This window comes from Okeania sp., from assembly GCF_983059655.1.
On the sequence record NZ_CEZPJD010000988.1, the window covers coordinates 1 to 2,551 of the forward strand.

The window sequence follows — 2,551 nt, forward strand, 5'->3', positions numbered from 1 at the left end:
AGGAGTTAGCTCTTTTGGAATAGGGGGTGTGAATGCTCACATAGTTATAGAGGAAACACCGCTAGAAGTCAGAAGTCAGAAGTCAGAAGTCAGAAGTGATAATTATAGAGTAGCTCCTCTGCAAGAGGCAGATAATTTAAGACGTTCGTTGCATTTATTAACTCTCTCAGCAAAAACAGAAACAGCACTTTCTGAATTGGTTGTTCGTTATCAAAATTATCTGGTCGCAGAAAACAATGATATTGAGTTAGCAGATATTTGCTATACAGCTAATACTGGACGTACCCACTTTAACCACAGACTCGCTGTCGTCGCCTCTAACCAACAAGAATTAGTAGAAAAACTCTCACAATACAAAGCGGGTGCAGAAGTAGCAGGAATTTGTTCGGGAAAACTGTCAAATAATAGCGCTCCACCTAAAATAGCCTTTTTATTCACAGGGCAAGGCTCCCAATATGTAAATATGGGGAGGCAACTTTATGAGGAATCATCAGTATTCCGAGAAGCTATTAACAAATGTGACGAAATATTAGGCACATTCGGTACAACCTCCCTCAAAGAAATTCTCTATCCTGAAGACATAAACACATTCAACTTATCTATATTAAGTCAAACCGCTTATACTCAACCAGCGCTATTTGCTATAGAATATGCACTAGCGCAACTATGGCAGTTCTGGGGAATAAAACCAGATATAGTCATTGGTCATAGTTTGGGCGAATATGTGGCAGCTTGTGTAGCTGGAGTATTCAGTCTTGAAGACGGTCTGAAATTAATTGTAGCCAGAGGTAGATTAATGCAGCAGTTGCCTTCTGGGGGGAAGATGGTTTCTGTGATGGCATCGGAGTCTTATGTTAGAGAAGTGTTCGCGGAGCGTTGCGTCAGCAGTATCGCTTCTGTTCCTCAAATATCTATAGCAGCAATTAATGGGCCAGAAAGTGTAGTGATTTCAGGGGAATCTGTTGCGGTTAGCTCAATTGTTAATAGCTTAGAGTTATCAGGAATTAAAACCAAACAACTACAGGTATCTCGTGCCTTCCATTCACCTTTAATGGAACCTATGTTGGCAGAGTTTGAAGCAGTAGCTAATCAAATCACATACAATAACTCTCAGATACCAATCATATCTAACCTTACAGGAACAACAGCAGACAATAGTATTTCTTCTGCTCAATATTGGGTAGCTCATATCTGTAAACCAGTGCGGTTTGCCCAAGGGATGGAAACTTTGCACAAACAAGGTGCTGAAATCTTCCTAGAAATCGGACCTAAACCAATATTATTAGGGATGGGAAGGCGATGTTTACCAGAGGATGTAGGTGTATGGTTGCCATCATTGCGTCCGAAGAAAATCCCCCTCCCGTCCGAGATGCCAGAAAATGCTGCACTTTTGAGAGATGAATGGCAACAGATGTTGTCTAGTTTAGGAGAGTTGTATGTACGGGGAACTGAAGTAGACTGGATGGAAGTGTACAAAGATTATACTTGCCGGAAAGTAGCTTTACCTACTTATCCATTCCAACGAAAACGGTATTGGGTGAAAACAGCAATAGTTGATTCCTCCTATGATACTCAAAGTCCGCAGTTTTCTACTGGTCATAAAAGTTATATTCAAAGTCTAGTTAATTACTTAAAAACAACTGAAAAATTTTCTGAGTCTGAATTAAAATTATTTGACAAAATACAAGATGTATTAGACGATAATTTGGTAGCTAAAGTAGAAGAAGAGTTAGAAAAATCTAAAGTGGCTTCTGAATTTATCCATGTTTTGAAAAAAACACCTCAAAAAGAGCGTCAAAATATTTTAATCAATCATCTGCAAAATCAAATTGTGGCTGTTTTAGGTTTGCCTCCTTCAGAGCTGCCAGACCCAGAAATAGGTTTTTTTGAAATGGGTATGGATTCGCTAATGGCTGTAGAGTTAAAGAAAAGATTAGAAAAAACACTGTTGATTTCTCTCTCTCCTACCTTGGCTTTCAATTATCCTAATATTTCAGCTTTATCTAGTTATATAATTGAGGATGCATTAGGGTGTAATGAAACAGAAAATGAAGAAATAAAATCAACTAAAAATAATAACACTCTTATCGACTATTTATCAAAAGTAGAAAAGTTGTCAGAATCTGAAATAGAAAGTTCAATTGTCAAAGAACTTACAGAAATAGAAACACTTTTAAAATGAATAATAACTTTTTACCATAACTGCAACTTTTACAGCTTTATCTAGTCATATGATTGAGGTGTATTAGAATGTAAGAAAACAAAAAATAAAGATATAAAATCAACTAAAACAATAATACTTTTGCCGATTATTTATCACATAAAAAAATGTCAATATCTGAAATAAAAAATTAATTATTAAATAAATCACATAAAGATAAACACTTTAAAAATGAATGATAATTTGTCAGAAAAAATTCAAGAATTATCTTCATCTAAACGACTCTTGCTGTTAGTTAAGCAATTAAGGTCAAAAGTTGAAGAATTTAAAAAAACAGAAAAAGAACCGATCGCTATCATTGGTATGGGATGTCGATTTCCAGCAGGTGCA

1 protein-coding gene is annotated in these 2,551 nt (G+C 36.1%); it reads left to right on the forward strand.

Annotation, left to right across the window (positions count from 1 at the left end):
- The coding region (locus tag AC3DU7_RS30955; protein WP_488043070.1) for a type I polyketide synthase at window positions 1-2,182 on the forward strand (2,182 nt) is incomplete at its 5' end.
- Window positions 2,183-2,551 lie beyond the last annotated feature (369 nt).